At 39.7% G+C, this 21,573-nt stretch carries 18 protein-coding genes, 1 other RNA gene and 2 pseudogenes; 12 read left to right on the top strand and 9 right to left on the bottom strand.

Annotated elements, in window-relative coordinates; translation table 11 throughout:
* The first annotated feature begins 60 nt into the window (after positions 1 to 60).
* Positions 61 to 693, top strand: coding sequence for a polysaccharide deacetylase family protein (locus PMEL_RS04030; protein ID WP_120174079.1), 633 nt, complete (start codon positions 61 to 63; stop codon positions 691 to 693).
* Positions 694 to 869: 176 nt separating this feature from the next.
* Complete coding sequence (gene queG, locus PMEL_RS04025; protein WP_410524632.1) at positions 870 to 1,832, top strand: tRNA epoxyqueuosine(34) reductase QueG; 963 nt, start codon at positions 870 to 872, stop codon at positions 1,830 to 1,832.
* Between the two features lie 421 nt (positions 1,833 to 2,253).
* Here the strand turns inward: queG and PMEL_RS04020 are convergent, their stop codons facing one another.
* Complete coding sequence (locus PMEL_RS04020; protein ID WP_172586744.1) at positions 2,254 to 4,443, bottom strand: S9 family peptidase; 2,190 nt, start codon at positions 4,441 to 4,443, stop codon at positions 2,254 to 2,256.
* A gap of 55 nt (positions 4,444 to 4,498) precedes the next feature.
* Between PMEL_RS04020 and PMEL_RS04015 the strand changes: the two genes are divergently transcribed.
* The 3 genes from PMEL_RS04015 (at position 4,499) to clpB (ending at position 8,655) form a co-directional block, all read left to right on the top strand.
* On the top strand, positions 4,499 to 5,410 hold the full coding sequence (locus PMEL_RS04015) for a TIGR01212 family radical SAM protein (protein ID WP_120174077.1): 912 nt from the start codon (positions 4,499 to 4,501) through the stop codon (positions 5,408 to 5,410).
* The gene (locus PMEL_RS04010; protein ID WP_120174076.1) at positions 5,407 to 5,721 is read left to right on the top strand and encodes a hypothetical protein; all 315 of its coding nucleotides are present in this window, start codon (positions 5,407 to 5,409) and stop codon (positions 5,719 to 5,721) included. Before PMEL_RS04015 ends, PMEL_RS04010 begins: the two co-directional genes overlap by 4 nt.
* A gap of 345 nt (positions 5,722 to 6,066) precedes the next feature.
* Entirely contained in the window at positions 6,067 to 8,655 is a 2,589-nt protein-coding gene (gene clpB, locus PMEL_RS04005; RefSeq protein WP_120174075.1) for an ATP-dependent chaperone ClpB, read from the top strand.
* A 477-nt stretch (positions 8,656 to 9,132) separates the two neighbouring features.
* Here clpB and PMEL_RS04000 read toward each other — a convergent pair.
* A pseudogene (locus PMEL_RS04000) lies at positions 9,133 to 10,125 on the bottom strand (ISL3 family transposase).
* Positions 10,091 to 10,477 (bottom strand): hypothetical protein, encoded by a 387-nt coding sequence (locus tag PMEL_RS03995; RefSeq protein WP_120174074.1) that lies wholly within the window; start codon positions 10,475 to 10,477, stop codon positions 10,091 to 10,093. Before PMEL_RS03995 ends, PMEL_RS04000 begins: the two are co-directional and overlap by 35 nt.
* 335 nt (positions 10,478 to 10,812) lie before the next feature.
* On the opposite strand from PMEL_RS03995, the pseudogene PMEL_RS03990 reads away from it, so the two are divergent.
* From PMEL_RS03990 to PMEL_RS12465, 4 genes and pseudogenes are all read left to right on the top strand, one after another.
* Positions 10,813 to 11,199, top strand: a pseudogene (locus PMEL_RS03990) (RHS repeat-associated core domain-containing protein); the annotation flags it as partial.
* Positions 11,200 to 12,446: 1,247 nt separating this feature from the next.
* Entirely contained in the window at positions 12,447 to 12,965 is a 519-nt protein-coding gene (locus PMEL_RS03980) for an ankyrin repeat domain-containing protein (RefSeq protein WP_231999359.1), read from the top strand.
* 184 nt (positions 12,966 to 13,149) lie between these two features.
* A complete protein-coding gene (locus tag PMEL_RS12470) occupies positions 13,150 to 13,770 on the top strand; it encodes an ISL3 family transposase (RefSeq protein ID WP_262697053.1) in 621 nt (206 codons plus the stop codon).
* Entirely contained in the window at positions 13,733 to 14,209 is a 477-nt protein-coding gene (locus tag PMEL_RS12465) for a transposase (protein WP_120174071.1), read from the top strand. The genes PMEL_RS12470 and PMEL_RS12465 overlap by 38 nt, the downstream gene beginning before the upstream one ends.
* 221 nt (positions 14,210 to 14,430) lie before the next feature.
* On the opposite strand, the gene PMEL_RS03965 is transcribed toward PMEL_RS12465, so the two are convergent.
* From PMEL_RS03965 to PMEL_RS03940, 6 genes are all read right to left on the bottom strand, one after another.
* A complete protein-coding gene (locus PMEL_RS03965) occupies positions 14,431 to 14,835 on the bottom strand; it encodes a PqqD family protein (RefSeq protein ID WP_120174070.1) in 405 nt (134 codons plus the stop codon).
* Positions 14,836 to 14,878: 43 nt separating this feature from the next.
* Complete coding sequence (locus tag PMEL_RS03960; protein WP_120174069.1) at positions 14,879 to 15,364, bottom strand: S24/S26 family peptidase; 486 nt, start codon at positions 15,362 to 15,364, stop codon at positions 14,879 to 14,881.
* A 5-nt stretch (positions 15,365 to 15,369) separates the two neighbouring features.
* The gene (locus PMEL_RS03955; protein WP_120174068.1) at positions 15,370 to 16,257 is read right to left on the bottom strand and encodes a hypothetical protein; all 888 of its coding nucleotides are present in this window, start codon (positions 16,255 to 16,257) and stop codon (positions 15,370 to 15,372) included.
* Positions 16,258 to 16,272: 15 nt separating this feature from the next.
* The gene (locus PMEL_RS03950) at positions 16,273 to 16,740 is read right to left on the bottom strand and encodes a hypothetical protein (RefSeq protein ID WP_120174067.1); all 468 of its coding nucleotides are present in this window, start codon (positions 16,738 to 16,740) and stop codon (positions 16,273 to 16,275) included.
* Between the two features lie 28 nt (positions 16,741 to 16,768).
* Complete coding sequence (locus PMEL_RS03945) at positions 16,769 to 17,632, bottom strand: RNA polymerase sigma factor RpoD/SigA (RefSeq protein WP_120174066.1); 864 nt, start codon at positions 17,630 to 17,632, stop codon at positions 16,769 to 16,771.
* A 373-nt stretch (positions 17,633 to 18,005) separates the two neighbouring features.
* A complete protein-coding gene (locus tag PMEL_RS03940; RefSeq protein ID WP_120174065.1) occupies positions 18,006 to 19,472 on the bottom strand; it encodes a trypsin-like peptidase domain-containing protein in 1,467 nt (488 codons plus the stop codon).
* 756 nt (positions 19,473 to 20,228) lie between these two features.
* On the opposite strand from PMEL_RS03940, the gene rnpB reads away from it, so the two are divergent.
* From rnpB to PMEL_RS03925, 3 genes are all read left to right on the top strand, one after another.
* An RNA gene (rnpB, locus tag PMEL_RS03935) (RNase P RNA component class A) lies at positions 20,229 to 20,614 on the top strand.
* A gap of 96 nt (positions 20,615 to 20,710) precedes the next feature.
* Positions 20,711 to 21,139 carry a hypothetical protein gene (locus PMEL_RS03930; protein WP_120174064.1) on the top strand — a complete coding sequence of 143 codons (429 nt, stop codon included), beginning with the start codon at positions 20,711 to 20,713 and terminating at the stop codon, positions 21,137 to 21,139.
* Positions 21,140 to 21,164: 25 nt separating this feature from the next.
* On the top strand, positions 21,165 to 21,572 hold the full coding sequence (locus tag PMEL_RS03925; RefSeq protein WP_120174063.1) for a YkvA family protein: 408 nt from the start codon (positions 21,165 to 21,167) through the stop codon (positions 21,570 to 21,572).
* Position 21,573: the final 1 nt, after the last annotated feature.

Genomic DNA, 21,573 nt, shown 5'->3' with positions numbered 1-21,573 from the left:
AAGGATAAACTGCTCCTTTCTCTATCTTTGAGAAGAGCTTTAGGGGATGTATCGAATAATATGCTAATAGAACAACCTGCACGCTGGCTACGTATCTTTTATCCACACGCTCTTTGGCGTATGGATAAGAACGACCATTCCGTCTATCTCACCTTTGATGATGGACCAATACCTGAGGCTACGCCTCTTATTCTCGACATACTTGACCAATTCAACGCAAAAGCCATGTTCTTCATGGTTGCTGATAATGTAAGGAAACATCCTGAAATCTATGAGGAAGTGATACGGCGTGGACATAAGGTAGGTAATCATACCTATCATCACCTTGGTTCTTTCAGACACTGGACTTTAACCTATGCCGTAGATGTAACTAAGGCTGATGCCCTACTCAAAACCCCTTACTTTCGTCCTCCTCACGGATGGTTACGTCATACAGTATATTGGTGGGTAAAACAGAACTATCGCGTTGTAATGTGGGACCTTGTAACACGTGATTATTCTAAATGGTTAACAGCTGCAGACGTTGTAAACAATATTAAGCGATATACGCGTAATGGTTCGATCATTACCTTCCATGATTCTCTAAAAAGTATTGACAAGCTTCGCACAGCGCTTCCAGAGTCATTGCAATGGCTTAAAGATCAAGGCTATGAGTTCAAAGTATTCCCTGATGACCCAGCTGAAACTTTTTAAGAATTAACTATCATATCTCAATAATATTTGAAATAAAAGGGTAACCACCTTCTGGTGTAATATGGTATTTTACTATTGAATACTATCTTTCCAAGCCTTTTGTACTTACAACGTAAGATGCATGAAAAGGCTCTTAATCTCATCTTATGTCATCAATAGACACTTTCAATCCCATTATGCATAAAGAGAATTCCACAGTTGTTCAGTCATCCACTATTAAGTCCTTGGCTCGCTCTATGGGATTCTTTGCTTGTGGAATAGCAAAAGCTGCACCTGTAGACGAAGAAATAGCACAGAAATATCGTAGATGGTTAGAAAACGGAGAAGAGGCGTCAATGGCATATATGACAAACTACTTGGAGAAACGCCTTGATCCACGCCTCCTTGTTCCTGGTGTTCGTAGTATCGTATCGCTCGCTCTAAACTATGCCCCAGCTCAACAAATGCCTGAAGGTGAGTACCAGATAGCAGCCTATGCACTCGGTCAGGATTATCATGACCTGATGAAGCAAAAGATGAGAGAGTTAGCTATGCAAATAACAGAACGATGGCAACTCCCTCAACAAAAAGAAGGGGAAGAACCTTCAATACGTTGCTTCTGCGACACAGCCCCAGTTCTTGAACGCTACTGGGCACAAAAGGCTGGACTTGGATGGGTGGGACGTAATCACCAACTCATAATTCCACATGCAGGTTCAATGTTCTTCCTGGGTGAGATTTTCTTACCCTTTGATGTTGATGTGTATGATGAACCTATGTCTAACCGCTGTGGAAACTGCCATCGATGTATTGATGCCTGCCCAACCCGAGCTATCATCCCTAATGAAGATTTCCATGCCGAACGCTGTCTATCATATCAGTTGATAGAAAATCGAGGAGAGTTATCTGATGAAGCAAAAAACCACATGGGTGATACCATCTATGGTTGTGATCGATGTCAGACAGCTTGCCCTTGGAATCGCTTTGCTACACCTAATACAGAACCAGCCCTCCAACCTAAACCAGAGCTTCTCTGTATGAGCAAAGAGAAATGGCATAACCTAACTATAGAAGAATATCAACGTTTGTTTAAAGGCTCAGCAGTTAAGCGAGTTAAATTTGAAGGATTAAAACGTAATATTACCGTAAAGGTAAAATAAGGATACTTACTATTTATGGAGCGATAAAATGAATTATACATAAAAAACTCGGACACTGATTATATCAATTCAGTGTCCGAGTTTTTTCTTTATTAGTACTATCTGATAGAACTTTGTATAATATACTCGCTCATACGACATCACCTTTAATTTACAAATCTTTGATAGAACAACTCGTTTCTACCAATAATTTGTTACATACTAACAACATATTTCACTGCACTAAGCATTCAACACCATTGGTGTTTACCATCCGCACATGACGTGTTAAGCATCCGCACACTATGTGCTGGGTATTAACACATCAGTAAAAGATGAGTTAAAAGACCCTTATCATCATAATAATATGTAGTAAGACACGCATGATTCACTTATACATGAGAGTGCTTCGTAAACAGCATAGGTCTTTTATCAACGCCTATTACAGATTCTCAATAAACCATTCAGCAACCTGTCTCAGTAGGTGATTACGTGTGTTACCACCATAAATACCATGGTTACGATTAGTATAGAGGTTCTCCTTGAAGTCCTTATCTGCTTGTACTAAAGCCTCAGAGTATTCAAAAGCATTCTGTGGATGAACATTATCATCTACCAAACCATGACATACTAAAAGCTTACCATGAAGCTTCTCTGCACGGTTAATTGGATTAATAGCATAACCCGCAGCATTCTCTTGTGGCGTACGCATATAGCGCTCTGTATAAACAGTATCGTAATAGCGCCAATCTGTTGGTGGAGCAATTGCCACACCAGCCTTAAAGGCATTACGTCCCTCACTCATACTCATCAATGTATTGAAGCCACCAAAGCTCCACCCCCATATACCAATACGTGAAGCATCAACATAACTTTGCTTGCCCAACCACAATGCAGCTTCGGTCTGGTCCTTTGATTCCAAATCGCCAAGCTTCAAATAAGTACACTTCTCAAACTCTGCACCACGTGCACCAGTACCACGACCATCAACAGTAACGACGATATAGCCTTTCTGTGTCAAGTAGTAATCATACATCGCACCACTACCCATAGAGCCAACGCTCCAGTTGTCAACGACCTGCTGACTACCCGGACCACTATATTGGTGCATAATAACAGGATACTTCTTCGTTGCATCGAAGTTAGCAGGTTTCACCATCCAGCCATTAAGTTTCACACCCTCAGAGGTTGTAAATGTAAAGAACTCAACACCAGTGTTGCCATACTTTGCCAACTTTTCCTGCAGTTCATTATTATTAAGCACCTCACGCACCTCCTTACCTTTGTTATCATAGATAGCAAATACGTATGGGTGGTTGCTATCACTCCATGTATTGAGGAAATACTTATAATCACCAGAGAACGAAGCAACATTCCATCCCGCACGAGTAGAAAGACAAGTCAACTTACCCGACTTATCTGCAACATATATCTCACGCTGCATTGGCTTACGTGCTGCTGCTTGGAAGTAGGTATTTCCTGTCTTCTCATCATAACCATAGATTTCTGTTACGTCATAATTACCCTTGTCAATCTGACGTAAAAGCTTTCCATCCTTATTATACAAGTAAAGATGCATATAGCCATCACGATCAGAAGGAACAAGAATATAATCCTTCATGATGCTGATACCTTCCATAGCTTCTTCCTTTACATACTTAGGCACACTCTCCTTAATCAGCAACTTACAAGCACCTGTAAGAGGGTTAGCTGCATAGAGGTTCAACTCGTCCTGATGACGATTCATTGTATAAAGGATAATACGATTTGCATCAAAGGTAGACTTAATGCGTGGAATATATCCATCTGCCGCTAATGGTAAATCATACTTACGTACAGCACCATCGCTCAAATTGTAAGACCATGCACTCACCTTTGAGTTTGCTTCACCAGCCTTTGGATATTTGTAGCTGTAATCACCAGGATAGGTATCAAACATATCAAATGTAGGATAAGCACCTTTATAGAACTGTAAGGTAAAACTCTTTACCTCACTTTCGTCATATCTAATCCAACTTAGCGTCTTACTATCTGCACTCCAAGCAAGCGCATTATTAAAGCCGAACTCCTCTTCGTTTACCCAGTCAGGTAAACCATTGATAATCTTATTAAACTCGCCGTCCGTAGTAACCTGCTTTACATTCTCTCCATCTGTAATATAGATGTTATTCTGATAAACATAAGCAATCTGACGACCATCTGGAGAGAAGGTAGGAATCTGCTCAGAGCCATCTTTTGACAGTTTCTTCAACTGTTTTGTCTTTACATCATAGAGATAAAAGTTTGCTGTGAACGAACGACGGTAAATACGATTAGTATTTGTCTGTAACAGTAGTCGGCTACCATCAGCAGAAATCTGATAATCATCAAAGGAACTTAATTGCTCGCCTTTTGCATCAGCAAGGTCAAAGATAACCCCTGTAGAGTTACCAGTTTGAAAAGAATACTTAACCACCTGACGACCATCAGACGAGATTTGTGCATACTCCGAAGTTCCTTTTAGAGGATTAACACCCGAGATACGCTTAGTTGCAAAAGTGCCATTGGTAATGTCTTTCAAAGAGATAGGTTCTCCAGCCATCAACTGAAGTGCGGTTAGCACTGTTGCACACAGAAGTAATATACGTTTCATAAATTCAAGTTTTAACAGCACAAAAATATAAAATATTCCGTATATTTGCAAAAGAATGGAACAATATTATTGCGATTTCGGGAACTGGTTGCGCTCTCAGTTCCCTTATAAAGTACAGAAGATATCGGTTAACGCTGGCTTTACCTGTCCTAACCGAGACGGAAGGATTGGGCGTGGCGGTTGTTTCTACTGTAACAACCAGACGTTCAACCCAGCCTATTGCGATAATGGAAAGAGTGTAACCCAACAGCTTGAGGATGGCAAAAGATTCTTCTCGGGTAAGTATCCTGAAATGAAATATCTTGCTTATTTCCAAGCATACACCAACACTTACGGCACTAATGACCATATTAAAAAGCTCTATGAGGAAGCACTTGCTGTGGAGGATGTGGTTGGACTCGTTATCGGTACACGTCCCGATTGTATTAATGACGACCTCTTAGACTACTTTGAAGAACTGAATCACCGAACATTCCTCATCGTTGAGTATGGTGTAGAGACCTGCAATGATGAGACATTACGACTGGTTAATCGTGGGCATGACTTTGCTTGTGCACGTAAAGCTATTGAAGAGACTGCCCGACGTGGTATTCGTGTCGGTGCACATATCATACTCGGACTACCTGGCGAAGATGCAAAAGAGAGTTTAAGACAAGCACCTATCATTTCATCTCTCCCTTTAACAACACTGAAGATTCATCAGTTACAGATTATTCGTGGAACTCGTCTTGCAAAGATGTACGCAGAAAAGCCATTTCATCTTTATACGGTTGAAGAGTATATCAAGCTCATTGCAGACTACATTAGCCTTCTCCGCCCCGACCTTGTACTCGAACGCTTTGTCAGCCAGAGTCCTCCCGACCTCCTCATAGCACCAAAATGGGGACTAAAAAACTATGAGTTTACACATCGTCTTCATAACTATATGAAGGAGAAGTTGAATAATAAAGCTCAATCTGACAAATGAAAAGAAAGTATCAACTATCAATAGCCTATATTGTTATCGCACTGTTAGGAATCTCATTATACCATTTATGGACGAGTAGCAAGATAACTGAAGACCCAGCTTACACTAAAGGTGTAGTCAACAAGCTTTATAAAATTCGCGCAACTCCTTACTACTCCTATTCATATAACGTAGATGAGAAGACCTATGAAGGTAAGAGTAAACAATATGGAGAATATAAAAGTCTGCAGATTGGTGACACTATCACCGTTTATTATCAAAGAAGTAACCCCAGCAACAGTGAAGCTTATGTAAAAATGAACAAACAATAGATTCAGTCTTTTAGTTATAATTATATCCTTGCTTTATCTTTGGAAGCAACAAACAGATATGCCTTACGAAAGGTTTTTCTATATTCTTTGGGGCATACTTATTTATATCTGCGCATTTATAAACTGTAAACACCAAGAGAACTGAACATTGAAAAACACGTTCCCCACCTCCCCACCTCCCTTTTTAAGAAGCATGCAGCTGACAATTTGTCCGAAATAAGCGACAAATTGACATAAAACACATATAGGCACAAGGTTTGAGATATAGGCAATAGAAACAAAAAATAAGAACAAGTTCCGAAGCCTATTATAAGGGTAAAGGAGCTATAGGAAGGAGATTTGAATATGACATTTGAGAAATTTACAATTAAAGCACAAGAAGCTGTTCAAAGTGCGATAAACATAGCACAGCGAAATGGACAGCAGACCATTGAGCCAATACACATATTAGCTGGTGTATTGGATAAAGGAAAGGACGTAACAAATTACGTTTTCCAGAAGATTGGTGTCAATGCACAAGCTGTGGAGAGTGCTATCCAGAATGAGATGAGCCACTTACCAAAAGTATCTGGTGGTGAGCCTTACCTCTCTTCTGAGACCAATCAGGTGATGCAGCGTACATTGGATATCTCGCAGAAGATGGGGGATGAATTCGTTAGTATCGAGCCAATGCTGCTTGCCCTACTTGCAGTGAACTCAACTGCAAGCCGTATATTGAAAGATGCGGGATGTACAGAGAAAGAAATGACAGCTGCAATCAATGATCTTAGACAAGGTCAGAAGGTACAGTCGCAAAGCGGTGATGAAAACTATCAGTCATTACAGAAATATGCACGTAATCTTATAGAAGATGCTCGTGCTGGAAAACTTGACCCAGTGATTGGTCGTGATGAGGAGATTCGTAGAGTATTACAGATTCTTTCTCGTCGTACAAAGAATAACCCTATTCTCATTGGTGAGCCAGGTACTGGTAAGACGGCTATCGTTGAGGGTTTAGCAGAGAGAATCGTTCGTGGTGATGTACCAGAAAACTTAAAGGACAAGCAACTCTACTCGCTGGATATGGGTGCGATGTTGGCTGGTGCTAAATATAAAGGTGAGTTCGAAGAGCGTCTTAAGAGTGTTGTTAAGGAAGTAATGCAGGCTGATGGTAATATCATTCTCTTCATTGACGAGATTCACACACTTGTTGGTGCAGGTGGTGGCGAAGGTGCCATGGATGCTGCAAACATCCTTAAACCAGCTTTAGCACGTGGCGAATTGAGAGCTATCGGTGCAACAACACTGAATGAATATCAGAAGTATTTTGAGAAAGATAAGGCGCTTGAACGTCGTTTCCAAACCGTATTAGTAGATGAACCAGACGAGTTGGATGCTATCTCTATCCTTCGTGGATTGAAGGAACGTTATGAGAACCATCACAAGGTACGTATTCAGGACGATGCTTGTATCGCAGCTGTTAAGCTTTCTGAGCGTTATATTTCAGACCGTTTCTTGCCAGATAAGGCTATCGACTTGATGGATGAGGCTGCTGCAAAACTGCGTATGGAACGTGACTCTGTACCAGAGGAGTTGGATGAAATCAGTCGTAGATTGAAGCAGCTTGAGATTGAGCGTGAGGCTATCAAGCGCGAGAACGACACAGAAAAGATTGCACAACTCGACAAGGAGATTGCTGAACTCAAAGAGCAGGAACATGGCTTCCGCGCTAAGTGGGAAGGAGAACGTGGATTGGTAAACAAGATTCAGCAGGACAAACAAGAGATCGAACAGCTCAAATACGAGGCTGATCGTGCTGAACGTGAGGGTAATTACGAGCGTGTTGCCGAGATTAGATACTCACGACTAAAGCAATTAGAAGATGATATCAAGAACATCCAACAGCAGTTGCAAGCTACGCAAGATGGGCAAGCAATGGTGCGCGAGGAGGTTACAGCAGATGATATCGCTGAGGTTGTGAGCCGTTGGACAGGTATTCCTGTCACACGAATGTTACAGAGTGAGAAGGATAAACTGCTCCACTTGGAGGATGAATTGCACAAGCGTGTCATCGGTCAAGACGAGGCTATCACTGCCGTGGCAGATGCTGTTCGTCGCTCACGTGCTGGCTTGCAAGACCCAAAGAAGCCTATTGCTTCCTTCATCTTCTTAGGTACAACGGGTACTGGTAAGACTGAGTTGGCAAAGGCATTGGCTGATTATCTCTTCAATGACGAGTCTATGATGACCCGAATTGATATGAGTGAGTATCAAGAGAAGTTCAGTGTAACTCGACTCATCGGTGCTCCTCCTGGATATGTAGGCTATGACGAGGGTGGTCAGTTGACCGAAGCTGTACGTCGCAAGCCTTACTCTGTCGTACTCTTTGATGAGATTGAGAAGGCACATCCAGACGTATTCAACATTCTTTTGCAGGTGTTGGACGATGGTCATCTGACAGATAATAAGGGACGAACAGTGAACTTCAAGAATACGATTATCATCATGACGTCTAATCTTGGTTCACAATATATCCAGCAACAGTTTGAACATCTTAACGATACTAATCGTGAGGAAGTAATCGACAAGGCAAAAGTTGCGGTAATGGATATGCTGAAGAAGACTATTCGTCCTGAGTTCCTCAACCGTATCGATGAGACTATCATGTTCTTGCCATTGACAAAAGAGCAAATTGGCGATGTTGTTCGTCTGCAGCTTGAGAGAGTTAAGGATATGTTAGAGCCACAGGGTATTGCACTTCAGTGGACCGACCCAGCCATCAATTATCTTTCAGATGTTGGCTACGACCCAGAGTTCGGTGCGCGTCCTGTCAAGCGAGCTATCCAACGTTACGTATTGAACGACCTCAGTAAGTCATTACTTGCAGGTACTGTTAATCGTGACAAGCCTGTCATCATCGACAGCTTCGGTGAGGGCTTAGTATTCAGAAATTAATATAAAAGGGAGTGTATCATTTGATGCCCTCCCTTTTTAGGTTCTTGCGTTAAATGGATAGATATATCCATTAGGTATATATAAAAGGGATAAACTACAAGATATAATGTAGAAAAGCCAAATAAAAAGATGTCTATCCATTAGCATGCCTTTCTGTCTTCTACAAACAACTTGTTCCCTTATCAGCCGATATTTGTAAACTATTTTTGCGCAACTCAAAATCATTATATGCTCTTTTGGCTTCTAAAAGACGCCTAATAGGCTTGCAATAGATGCTCTTTTGGAGTGTTACTAACGCCCTTTTGAAGTCCAATTAAGCACCTTTTCTTGCACGACTTTATAACCAACTGATTTTCTGTCAGTTGTAAACTTACTTTTTACACGTATTTTTGTCTTTATTTATAAATATTTTAGGTTCTTCAAGAATTTGGAGTGATAAAATAGATAAAATAAAAAAGAAACCGGGTCAGTAGATATTCAGTGTGGATACGCATATAGTTTAGCAAGCCTAAAAAGAAAGAAACTTTTATCTACAACTCCTCTTAAGTTAGCCCTAAATAGTTTTATTTTTGCATTGAAGGATTCCGCAGCAGCGTTTGTAGATCTGTTAATATAAAAGTTAAGTATGTCTTCGTAATGCTCGTAGAAAGTTGCAGCAATGACATTAAAGGAATGAAAGCCAGCTTCTGCGACGTTATTATACCATTTTGCCAATGATAGTCTGGCTGCATCTTTGATAGTATTCTTAGCAAAAATCATTCTTAGCGAATGTGATAAACCGTAAGCCTTCTTAATGTCAGGATATTCTCTGAACAGTATTTTGGCTCTTAGCTTCTATTCATCAGTCCATTTCTCTGATGATTTGAACAACAGGTACCTACTTCTTACCAGCAGTTCACTACGTGTATCTCCATTTTCAAAAGTCAGTGGTTGATATGCTATCTTTTCTAACTTCGCATTCTCTTTCTCGTCATTTGCTTGCTGTAAAGCTGCCCAGCGATACTCTATTCTCATCTGTTGCACGGCATCACTTGCAAGTTTCTGTATATGAAAGCGATCAATCACTCGTTTAGCCTTTGGAAAACAATGCCTTACAATCTTACGCATACTATCGGATAAGTCCAAGGTGACCTCTTCTACGGTTTCCCGTTTCTTTTCATCTATCTTATCCAATACCTTGCAGACATCCAAGGATTTGGTTCCAGCAACAATGGCTACAAGACATCCTTGCTTGCCGTGTTTGTCCCTATTAGTGATAATCGTATAGAGTTCACCATTGGACAAGGATGTCTCGTCTATTGCTATATTCTTACCAATATTATCCTCAAAGAGAAGCCACTTCTGAGCATGAGACACCTGATCCCAGGACCTGTAACCACTTAGTGTTTCCTTGTATTGTTTCTCAAAACTACGTCCATTGATATGATAGAATTCCTCAAGCGTACGGCAGGTCACTGGGGATGTCTCCATACGTTTCTTTTAAAAAAGCTCCGAACTCTTTGGAATAACGAGTGCCGGAGGCTGTAATATCAATCTGCAAGGGAAGAGAGAAACTCTTACCTGTACGAATATCTATCCAGCGACGTCGACGAAGAACCAAAATAACCTTATGGTCACGAATCGGAAAGTCTGTCACCTCGACAGCTTCCATAAAGCCTTTTGATTCAAAATGAAGATCATCGGAAAGTTCTTTCTCCATCTTCTCATCAAGATAAATGCGTAACAAAGAACTATTAGACTCTATATTAACAATAGAGAAATAATGTAAGACATCGCCTAGTAAAACGAATTTGGCTAATTGATATAGGTATTTTTCTTCCATAATACAAAGGAAAGAAATATAAAAAGCAATACCACATAAATAAGAATTTTTGCTTTGCTGAATATAAATAAGTATTATCTCAACTATGCCTACCTTCCGGTCAGATGGCTACCGAAAATTGGACTTCAATAGCTACATCAACCGTTATGTGTATGAATAGTACAGCGTCAAATAAATTTCTTTCGTTGGTATATCGCACCTCATTCCAAGGGTGTTTAACACTGTCACCCAAAGGTGTTTAATACTATTGATTAAGGGTGCTAAACACCCTTGATTCTCATTGTATAACTAAACTATACCAATCATCATTACATAAGTTGTTGGTGATAGACGCACCAAGTAACCCTGATGACCCGCAGGCTGGTTATGGATATATTCCAAACGACACAACGAAAGAAGAGACCTTCTTCTATCACAGTGATCACCTCGGCTCAACGTCCTACATCACAGATGATAAAGCCAATATCACACAATATGATGCTTACTTGCCGTATGGTGAACTGTTAGTTGATGAGTACAGCAGCAGTGAAGACCTGCCGTATAAGTTCAATGGCAAGCAGTTCGATGATGAAACTAGCTTGTACTATTATGGTGTAATGTACTTGAACCCTATTACAAGTCTTTGGTATGGAGTGGATCCGTTGGCGGAAAACTATGTCACAACGAGCGGATTTGTACATACGTTGAATAACCCAATAAAATTGGTGGACACAGATGGACAAGACTTTGTGTCCGCAATAACAGAAGGTGTAGGTACTTTTGTTTTTTCAGCAGGTGCAAATTTTGTTGAGAACTTAATTAATAATGGTGGAAATGTACAACGAGCCTATAGCCAGATTGATTGGGAAGGTGCGGGAAAAGATACAGTTGTTGTTGGAGTTATGTCCCTCGTTGTCTCTGGTGCTTCTACAACAAAATTAATAAAGAAACTATCATCTATTAAAATTGGAAATTCTAATCTTGCCAAGAATTTGGTAAATACAGCTGTTAATATGGTATCGGGCGTCACTGCTGAAGCATGGAAGGAAAAATCTCTAAGCGAAGTTGATTTTAAAGACGTTTTTTTCTCAGCACTTGTTGGTTCTCTAGCAGAAGCAGGATTGGGTAAATTATCAAAAAAACTGGAAGATTCTTTTTCAAGTGCTAAGAAGGCTGTTAAGGATGCTAAGGTTACGTTGAATAGACATAAGGCTCATCGTGGTAGTAATTTTATGCGTCCGAATTACGAAGCCAATTTGAAAAAGGCTACAATCCATGCAGGTTTTATGAGGAGAAAAGTCTATACCAGAAGGTTCTTTAATAGTATAGGGACGAATGCAGGATCAAAGGTAGGAAGTGTAATTTATAAAAAAAATAAGAGATGATGAATCTAAAAAAAATATTAAAGGAAGAAGCTACTTGGTGTTTCTTGGCCTTAGCAGGGCTGTGGATACTACTCTATATGGGAGCGAATGTCATTATAGATACATATTTCTATATGATATCATTAAACATTTTGATTCTTTTATTTTCTTATATAATACTTAAAATAAAGAATAAACTGCATTACTACTCTTATGTTGTAGGTTGTGCGTTTTTTGCAGTCTGGTTTGTCTTTTATAGCATATGCGATTTGAGAAGCAGAAGTTTGAAAGGTTATCTCACCAAACAACTCCCAGTATTGTATTATATTCCAACGGGTTCTGGAGGAAGGGGGGCAAGTAGTGGATTTAGAATAGAATGTAAAGGAAGTAAGCAAAGAATCCCAACATCTCAAGAATCAGATAGCCTATATCAGATTTACGGGGACTCCGTTATTAATCATATCGTAGTACGATGCTTGATAAAGGAACCTTTTCCCCATGTATATTATGTAGATAGCGTACGTATAACTTATAAATAAGTACTCTCAAAAAACTACAGATGGAAAGCTTTTTCATTTTACTTATAGGAAGTATTTTAAGATATAAAGAATAAAATTATTATAAATATGAAGCATCTTTTATTCTTAGTATTGTTTGTTTGTTCTTCGTGTACCGAGCCTAACGTGAACGACATGTTAGGAGATGATTTTAGGTTGTATAAATATACGCCTGCATGGTCTTTAGCAAAGGCTGTTGAAGATGAAGATACTACAGAGATTTCTAAACAAGTTTTACAGATGCATATTTCTGTAGATTATCGAGATCCAAAGTACAAGCAGACTCTTTTGATGTTAGCAACAAGTACTAATAAAATAGAATCCGTTAAAAAATTATTAGAGCTGGGAGCTGATCCTAATGCACATGATGACTCCACTAAATACTTTGGACAAAGTGCTGTGTTACTGGCTTGTCGCTTTACTAGACCTTCAAGTAAAATACTTGCTTTATTACTGAAGTATGGAGGAGACCCAAATTTAATAGCTTGTGGAGTTCAGGAGAATGGTTTGGGAGAGATTGTACCAATTAGTGGTTCTTCAGGAATTTGGAGTGATAAAATAGATAAAATAAAAAAGAAACCGCTGTAAATATTGTATATTTGAATAAGCACAAACAAATGTACAAAGATGAACAGCAGTTTCCTATATCATGCTTGGGGGTCTTTACACCCACGAATGCACTTGTGAAGAATACAAAGGTAATAGAATTATTTTGCATGTACAAGCAAAAGAGCGAATAAGATGTTGCCCTTGTTGTGGGGCTCGCTCTGTTGTGAAAAACGGATATCGCCTGCGGGACTTTATTGGACTTCCCATAGGTGGCAAGCGAGTAACTATCCGCATGAAGGTGCAACGCTATAAATGTAAGGAATGTGATTTCGACCAGCAGGAGAATATTCCCTTTGCTACCGGCAGTCGCAGCTATACTCATCGCTTTGCCAAGTATGTAGTAGATTTACTTCGTGGTATGACGCTTCAGGATGTATCGAATCATCTGGGTGTATCATGGGATACGGTAAAGGAAATACACTCCTCTTACCTTGAGCGTCATTATAGCCCTCCATCTTTAGATGGTGTAGAGAATATTGGTATAGATGAGTTTGCTGTTAAAAAAGGACATGTCTATAAGACAATAGTCGTGGATTTGGACAGTGGCAGGGTAATCTATGTTGGCGAAGGAAAGGGTACGAAAGCTCTGAAGAAATTCTGGCGGAAAGTCAAACGTAAGAATATAAAGATAAAACATGTGGCAACAGACCTGTCTGCGGCTTTCATAGCCTCTGTTATGGAGAACTGTCCCGATGCAGTACATCTGTTTGATCATTTCCATGTAGTGAAGTTAATGAACGAGAAACTTGACGATATCAGACGTAAGGTTTATAGATATAAATAAGCGTAAAGTACTCAAAGGAACAAGGTATCTGCTACTCGGCAATGGTGAGGACATCTTTGATAAACAGCACAAGACAAGGCTTGAGAATGCTTTAGCTATGAATGAGCCATTGTCAAAAGCATACTATTTGAAGGAACAACTGCGTCAGATATGGTCGCAACCCACGAAAGACATGGCAGAAAAAGTGCTTGATGACTGGATAAGGCAGGCTGAACAAAGTAAGATAGCCCAACTACAGAAAATGGCTGTTATTGTGAAAACCTATAAGAAAGGAATCCTTGCCTGGTACGATTGCCATCTATCAACAGGAAAAGTCGAAGGCATCAATAACAAGATTAAAGTAATGAAACGAAATGCGTATGGATTCAGGGATGAGAGGTACTTTACACTAAGACTCTATGCACTGCATAACTGCCGTATCACTCGAAATGTCGGATGAACCATATTTTATTCTAAATTATGTAATGATTTTTCAGAATCTTATCTACATTTTTGAAGTATTAAAATGAAAAAAAGGTGCGGTGTTGGAGGATGATAATAGAATAGACAATTGACAGTTTTGACTTTATTTTTGTTTAATGAATAACCTCGGTTTTTCCGTTAAAGCTATACGAAAAGCATCCACACATTTAACGGAAGAACCTCATTTTATCATGCTCCTTAACCAAAGAGACGCTCAAAGAAGCCTTTCTTTTTAGGCTTCTCCTCACTTGTAGCTGTTTCGAGGTGTGTAGATTTATCTTCCTCAGAGACCGTTTCTTTTTTAAGAGCAGAAGCGTCTGCAGGAATGTCCTCACCCTCAATGATACCTGCAGTGCCCCATTGAGCAGCAAGCATTGTTGCATCCTTGCGAGCTGTATCCTCGTCAATTTCATATTGATTGCAGATTAACTCTACGAGGTTATCTACTGTAAAAGAATCCATCTTCTGCACCTCTTCCCATAAGTATGCAGAACTTTCGTTCATAGAAATTATATTGCTGAAGTCAATATTTTCATCTCCTTCTGCAACGATGATACGTTCTCCGCATACTTCACGGAGGTTGAAACCATTCTTTACTTTCATTCTTATTGATAGTTTATATTGTTATCTTTCTTTTAATGTTCCATTAGATGGTACCAAAGATTGGAATCCAAATACGTCTGTAAATGCCTAATAGATATCTTCGGAGAGGGAGAAGTCGAGTCCAAATAAAACTATAAATCTTCCATTTCCAAGCATCTGTAGCATCTATTTCTTTCCGTCCTTTCCGGTAGAAACCAATGACTGCTCCAACAATATTCTCCTTCTTGCAATACTCAACACCAAGGTTGCCATCGCCTCTTAAAGTTACGTTGTCACCCTCTATTCTGTCTATACGATGTAAGACGAAGTGTCGGGGAGTTATCTCTGCTAAGACAGGGTCGCCAACCTTTATCGTTGTAGGCTTTACCAACAAAGCCTTGTCTCGGTCGTTTTCAAGGAAAGGGCGCATAGAATAGCCACGAAGGCGTAATGTTACAGTATGTCCTTCATTCAACATCTTGACAACTTCTGGTAGAAACTCAGCATTAGCAAACTGGATTTCAGAAGTAGTAAGTACAGTCTTTGACATAAGTCTTATCTTTTCGTTACGGTTTGATAGCAGACTTCTGCCGCTTCCTGATTAGGTAGACAATGTAACGTAAATATTCTTCCAGTTTCTACAATCTTTGTAATCGTATTACAAACGCCATTGTAAATATCAGAATCCCACTTCATGCTGGAGCAAGAGGGGAGGAGTGAAGCGAACGCTGCAATAGGATTAGGCTTCTCAATGGAGTTTGTTGTGGCACGGTCAATACGTGTGATAGCACCTAATCGGGCCTTGACATTACGATAACATGGAGTTTTGCCACTCCATGGACTACCATATATCCATGTTTCACCATCAATGATTCTGACGATAGGATTATCATCATTCATGAGGTCACTACCAGGAATATAACGTAACCACATACTAACCTGTGTTGACTTACCTGTTCCACTCTTGGCAATGAAGGCATAGCCATACCCGTTGTTACGAACAAGAGAAGCATGAATTAGCAAAGTTTGTTTAAGTGCACCAGCAAAGGCAAAGATGAGCATCAATGCATTGTTTAGTCCAAAGGTACGCATATTTGTGTTGCCATTGAGTGCACAACGACAATCGGAAAAATCCTTATTGCTCTGTAGTAGACAGCAGTCAGAGCCATTGATGTCTTTGATAATATATTGATAGCTACCATCGTCAACACGATCAACGATCGTATCACCATTGCCTGTATCAAAAGCACGGATACGCTGTCTCCTTTCCTTTGGGATAGGACGAAGCGTATCGTCAACTGTTAATCGAAAAAAGATATTCTCCGAAACCTCCTTGATTCTAAAAGGTTCGAAAGAACTCAGCAAGTGCATTCCGTTGACATCTGTCTCGCGGAAGATAATCTGTATATCAAAGTCAGCTATTCTGAAGTTATTTATTTCCATCTTTAGTTTCTCTGCTTACTTTGACTTCACTGCAGTTTTTGTATTCTCTTGTGTCTCTTCGCTTGAAGTATAACTGTCTGGTGTTATCGTCTTATAGCTAAACTCTGCATCAGAGATAGACTTAACAACATACTTCTTCTTACCCTTTTCGTATTTATTTTTCAAAGCTACGAACTTCTTCATAGCCTTATTCTCATTCTCAGCATACATCGTAACGCAGGTTGGGTAGCTTACTAAACCATTATTCTGAAGATAATAGCGGAGCTGGTATGAATAGTCCTCGCGATTAGCAAGGAAGTTTGTACGATCGTTGGCAAGGTAGGCATCCACTTTCTGAATATTGGTCATATAAACCGTTGAATCATTAAAAGAGGCTGCAAAACCAAACATATAAACCTTTGCAGGCTTGTATCCTTTTGCGTTACCACTATTTACCCATCCCAGCAGGAGTACTGCTATGATTAATACCTGACGTAATTTCATCTTAAATTAATATCTTACAATGTTAATGTTATTGTCCTAAATAAGCCTTCAATACCTTACTGTTGGTTTGTTGGCGTAGGCGTCTTATTGCTTTTTCTTTAATCTGTCTTACCCGTTCACGTGTGAGATTGTATTTACTTCCTATCTCTTCCAGCGTCATTTCGCGTTGGTTTATTCCGAAATAAGCCTCGATTACCATCTTCTCTCTATCTTCAAGAATCTGTAAGGCTCTTCCGATTTCTTCACGTAGACTCTCTTCAACCAGCTCCTTGTCGGTTGATGGCGTGTTATCATTAGGGATGACATCCAGCAAGCTACTTTGTTCGTCGTCATAGAACGGAGCATCTACCGAGACATGATGTGAATTAACCTTCATTGCATCAACAATCTTGTCTTCTGGTATATCAGTGTTCTGTGCTATCTCATCAATACTTGGGCGGCGTTCATTCTCTTGTTCAAACTGTGTCAATATCTTATTGATTTTGTTGACAGAACTTACTTGATTGAGTGGTAGCCTAATGATACGACTTTGTTCTGCTATTGCTTGCAAGATACTTTGTCTTATCCACCATACAGCGTATGAGATAAACTTGAATCCACGGGTCTCGTCAAACTTCTCTGCTGCTTTGATTAATCCAACGTTACCTTCGTTGATAAGGTCAGGCAGAGATAGTCCCTGGTTTTGATACTGCTTTGCGACAGAGACAACGAAGCGCAGGTTAGCTTTTGTCAGACGTTCTAAAGCTTTTCGATCACCATTTCGGATTTTTTGAGCGAGCTCAACTTCTTCTTCAATACTGATCATTTCTTCGTGACCGATCTCCTGCAGATACTTATCGAGAGAAGCACTCTCTCGATTCGTAATCGATTTTGTGATTTTCAATTGTCTCATGTGCTTAGCATTATTTTAAGTGATGGCAAATTTACACAAATTCAATGAGTTAAACAAATAAAAAAGTAAAAAACTCACATAAGAATCTATAATGATTTTGTGTTGTGTATTAAGTTTTTAGTCTTTTGACTGTTTCTTCTTAATTGATAGGTGGTTTATAGTTTCGTCATGGTTGCGTCTTCCCTCCATGTTTATACAATGTCTTTTAGTTTGATTAGATGAGGTTTATTTCGATTTTTCAATGGTTATGATGTCGTGTTTATAGGGCAGAAATAGGAGTATTTATCAAAAGAAAATCCCCCATTCTTGTGTGTGAAAACCAAGAATGGAGGATTTTTATGATGTCAGCTTCTTTGCTGAAAGATATTAGCTATTAGTCCGCAAGAGGGATAGCGAAGTAAGCCTTCTTACCAGTTGGATAGATACCCTGAACATAGAGAACTGGGTCTTTGCTGGTTGATGCCTTCTTAACGATATTCTGCAGGTCGTCAATACTCTTCACCATGGTCTCATTTACATTCTGGATGATGAAACCACGATTGATTCCAGCAGCCTTCAAAGCTCCATTGTTAACCTTCAGTACTTCAAGACCATAGTTAATGTTCAGCTGCTTCTTAAGGGCATCTTGTACTGGACGGAACTGACCACCGAGAACATCAATGTCTGCTTGTTCAATTACCTTTGTCGTACCCTGAGCATTTTTCAGCGTGATAGTCTTTGAAACTTCCTTCTTGTTACGGATGAAGGTTACTGTAGCCTTATCTCCAGGACGCTTGCTGTTGAGTGCCTGCTGAAGCTCAGACATACGTGTTACCTTCTGTCCGTCGAACTTAGTGATAACATCACCCTTTGCCAAACCTAAGGCTGCACCATTGCCTTCCTCAGATACCTCACTAACGTAAACACCTTCGTTTGTACCGAGGTCAACGTTCTTGCCTTCTTCCTTCTGTGCGTTGATGAAGTTCAAAACGTCACCACCTTGGATGCCGAGCATTACACGCTGTACGCTACCATACTTCTTAATATCATCAACAACCTTGTTCATGATAGTTGTAGGGATAGCAAATCCGTAACCACTATATGCACCAGTCTGCGAGTAAAGCATTGCATTGATACCAACCAACTCGCCCTGAGTGTTAACCAATGCACCACCAGAGTTACCCTGGTTGATAGCTGCGTCGGTCTGAATAAAACTCTCGATACCATTGCGTGTAGCACCTAAGCCACGTGACTTAGCACTAACGATACCAGCAGTTACTGTGTTATTGAGGTTATAAGGGTTACCTACAGCAATTACCCATTCACCTACCTTTAATTTGTCTGAGTCACCTACAGGGAGGGTAGGGAGGTTGGTTGCATTAACCTTCAAAAGTGCAAGGTCAGTCTGCTTGTCTGTTCCAACGATGCGAGCAGAGAACTCACGGTTGTCATTCAGTGTGATAGTTAACTCGTCAGCACCCTCAACAACGTGATTATTTGTTACGATATAACCATCAGATGAAATGATTACACCACTACCTGTAGCCTCCTTCTTAGGAGTCTGAACTTGCTGGCGACGTGAGCCATTACCTTGGTTAGGATTTCCAAAGAAGCCAAATGGATCGAAGAAACCACCAAATGGGTCATCTTGAACTTCAACGGTCTGTGTCTTAGAATTCTGTACATACTTAATGTGAACGACAGCAGGAAGGGCTTTCTCAGCTGCGTATGTAAGGTCAACAGGCTGACCAGGAGCTACAACAGGTGCTTCAGCAGCATACACTTTGATGAAGGCTCCAGTAGAAAAGGCGAGGGCTGTAACACACGCTGCGCCTGCCAAATACTTTGATAAATTCTTCATATTCTTAATTATTTGTTCGTTAATTACGTTTATATGTGTCAAGCCGTCATTATTTGTAAATGTCTCGCTGACATATTCTCAGATGCAAATATAGGTGCAAATTTCCTAAAACCGACATTTTGTCAGTTATCTTTATCCGATTTTAACATTTGAAAATTAATCCTTAACGACTATTAGTCTTAAACGAGAAAAGTTTTACATTTGTTTAGTTCGTAAATGCCTTTTATTTCTATTTGTAGCTTTTATATTTTTTCAAACTGACAAAATGAAAGAAAACATAAGTCATAATGTCATGTGGATTATGTTCTCTCACTCTGTGTTGGAGCCTTTTATTGATGGTGTTATTTAATATTTAAAACTCTTAAAGGTGCGGCAGAGGCTTTAAATCTACTATATGCTGTACTTATTTTCATGAAAAGAAATAATTATTTTCACGAGTGGAAATATTTATTTTCATGATAATAATTATTTCTTTTCATGAAAATAATTTTGTGAAAGTGTTCTCTGGTATGTGTAAAGTATTGTTTTATAACCTGATAAGTATAGGTTTATTAGGTTTAAAGGTAACTATAAGAATCTTGTTTTATTGCTTGATACGTGTCTATGTTGTCTTAGCTATTTTATGTCGATGTGTTTACGTTTACATTATAACTTCTTTCATACCTCTTATATTATCTCTTTTCTTTGCTAAGTTTAGATTATCAATGAAATATTTTGGCTTTTCCATGTTTTCCATTATCTTTGCATTTTGATAAGGCAGTGTTCCGGCTCTGTCGCTGGCATCTGTAATGGGTGCGAGAGGAAAGTCCGGGCAGCATAGGGCATCCTGCTTCCGAAAATAGAAGCTATTGGTGACAGTAGATGTAGGTAGAAGAAAATAACCGCCACACAGTAATGTGTGGTAAGGATGAGAAGGTGGTGTAAGAGACTACCAGCAGGCGGGTAATCGTCTGGCTGTGCCGTTCAGGAGCTGCAAGTTCATGTATACCGTTGTTTGAGGGTAGCCCGCCCAAGCGTAAGCACAACGGAGGGTAGAATGCTTTAATTGCAAGGTGACTTGTAATATAGATAAATGACAGGCATCTTCCTATTATCGAAAGATGAGGAAGAAACAGAACCCGGCTTATAGGAACACTGTTTTATTTTTCTTTCATACACGCTCACCTTCTCACATTCTCTTTAGAATTATGAAGGGAATTAGGGTGTGGCCTTTACTAATAAAAAAACTTTGGATAGTCATGAAAGATTTAGAAGAACGATATGTAACCGTGTTGGACGATTTTCAACACAGAGTAGAAAATAGAATCAGAAATCATAAGGATGAGGCTGGATTCCCTCAGTTGCCAGATAATGTTAGTGAAGAAGACCTTTCTAATTATCTCTTCGATTATCAGGCGGCCTTGGATAGTGAGGGTACTGAGCGTTCACGCTATACGATTGCCGGTTTCCTTTTGTGTTTACCAATATTAATTATGTCGGCATTTCCAGACGATTCACTCCCTTTTAAGGGCTTTTTGAATGTTCTGGTAGCTATTGGTATTGGCTTGGTACTCTTCCTTCTTTATAGAATAATGATGAAGATCTTGGTGCGTAAGAAGATTCGTCGAGCTAATCAAGATTATCCTGAAGCGAAGGCTTATGTGGACCGTGTGATGGCTTTCAAGTAAATTTTATTAATAACTTAATTGTAATATGGAATTATCTGATTTACAGAAATATAAAGATAAGTTTACCCAACAGGGTTTCTTTGATAAAATACAGCGTATTGCAAAGCGTGCTGGTGCTAAGTTGGTATATGTGGCATTGCTTTTGTATTATTTGATGCAGAGTGATAAAGTATCGCTTAAGGATAAGGCTATTATCATTGGTGCGCTGGGTTATCTTATCTCACCACTTGACGCAGTACCTGATGCAATTCCTATTGCAGGACTTTCAGACGACCTTGGTGTTTTACTTTATGCGTTAAACAAAGTGTGGTCTTCTGTTGATGATGATATGAAGAAGCAGGCACATGAGAAGTTGTCAAAGTGGTTTGATGATGACGAGATGAACGTGGCAGAAGATCTTTTTACTGAAGATACTACCGATACGCCTGTTTGAA

It is taken from the genome of Prevotella melaninogenica (assembly GCF_003609775.1).
Classification (GTDB): domain Bacteria; phylum Bacteroidota; class Bacteroidia; order Bacteroidales; family Bacteroidaceae; genus Prevotella; species Prevotella melaninogenica_A.
This window is presented reverse-complemented; position numbering and strand designations above follow the sequence as displayed.